Origin of the sequence: Pseudomonas sp. K5002 (assembly GCF_013386655.1) — a bacterium.
Taxonomy (GTDB): domain Bacteria; phylum Pseudomonadota; class Gammaproteobacteria; order Pseudomonadales; family Pseudomonadaceae; genus Aquipseudomonas.
Map to the genome: position 1 here is coordinate 1 of NZ_JACARK010000586.1, position 1,501 is coordinate 1,501.

The window sequence follows — 1,501 nt, forward strand, 5'->3', positions numbered from 1 at the left end:
GCGCCAGTGGGAGATCCACCCGAACCTGCTGCAACTGCACCCTGGCCAACCGTTGATCCTGGTGGGCACGCCCCGCCAAATCGCCACGCGCCTGCAGGAACTGCACGGCCTGGGCCTTGGCCACATCATCCTGCAAGGCGGCCCGGCGGTCGGCGAAGTGCTGCGCTTTGGTGAACAGATCCTGCCGCTGCTTTTTCGACACGGCCTGCGCAAGGAGCGCCTGCACCATGAACACTGAGGTTCGCCCCCCGATCCAGCTCGACTGGTTCCTGCCCACCAATGGCGACGGTCGCCACCTCACCAGCAGCGGCCTGCCCAAGGTCGGGCTGTTCCAGCAAGGCGAACGTGCCCCCACCCTCGATTACCTGCGCCAGATCGTGCGGGCTACCGAACAGGCCGGGTTCGACGGGATCATGGTGCCCACCGCCAGCGGTTTCGAGGATCCGTGGCTGATTACCGCGGTGCTGGCCCAGGAGGTGCGGCGGCTTAAATTCCTCCTGACGTTGCGACCAGGCATGGAGCTGCCGGCCTATACCGCCCACCGTGCGGCGACCTTGCAATTGCTCAGCGAGAATCGCCTGGCGTTGCATGTGGTGACGGGGTCCAGCCGTTTTGAGCAGCGTTCGTTGGGGGACTTTCTCGAACACGATGAGCGTTATGCGCGTACTGCGGAGTTTTTGCAGGTGTTCCAGGCGGTGTGGGCTGGAAAGCAGCCGGCGCATCCGGGGCGCTACTACCGCAGTGGGATCAACACGCCGGTGGCGCCTGGGGCCGAGGTGCCGGCGATCTATTTTGGGGGTGCCTCCGAGGCTGCCGAGCAGGTGGGGGCTGCCCATGGGCAGACGTACCTGATGTGGTGTGAGCCGCCGGCGATGATTGCCGAGCGGGTGCTGCGGATGCGTGAGTTGGCCGCGATGCGGGGGCGGACGTTGCGCTTTGGGTTGCGCTTGCACATCTTTGCCGATCGCACTGACGAGGCGGCCTGGGCGCATGTGGAGCGGCTGTTGGAGGAGATACCCAAGGACGCCATTGACCAGGCGCAGCGGCAGATGGCCAAGTATGAATCGGTGGGGCAGAGTCGCCAGACCGAGTTGATGAAAGGCCGTGGGCGTGGGGCGCGGGAGCTGGAGGTTTCGGCCAACCTCTGGGCCGGTGTGGGCCTGGTACGGGGCGGGGCCGGGACGGCGCTGGTGGGGAGTTATGAGCGGGTGGCGGAGCGGATCGAGGAGTATCACCAGCTTGGGGTGGACAGCTTTATTCTCTCGGGGTTTCCGCATCTGGAAGAGTCGATTCATGTGGGGGCGGAGGTGTTGCCTTTGTTGCGCAGGATTGGGGCTTCGGGGAGGGATGTTGAGGTGGGTCGGGGTTGACCAGAGCGGTGTACATATCCGTTATTTGGGTAACGGCTGATATTGGTTCCGCTCTTACAGCGGCCTACCGGCCGGCTTGAGTGTTAAAAGCCAAATCAAAATCTAAAGCGGGCACGGTCCAAATGTGGGAG

Annotated in this window: 1 protein-coding gene and 1 pseudogene; both read left to right on the forward strand. The window is 64.0% G+C overall.

Annotation, left to right across the window (positions count from 1 at the left end; translation table 11 throughout):
• Positions 1-238, forward strand: a pseudogene (locus HX846_RS24100) (LLM class flavin-dependent oxidoreductase); the annotation flags it as partial.
• A complete protein-coding gene (locus tag HX846_RS24105; protein ID WP_178966226.1) occupies positions 228-1,370 on the forward strand; it encodes an LLM class flavin-dependent oxidoreductase in 1,143 nt (380 codons plus the stop codon). The pseudogene HX846_RS24100 and the gene HX846_RS24105, both read left to right, overlap by 11 nt.
• The last annotated feature ends 131 nt before the right edge of the window (positions 1,371-1,501 follow it).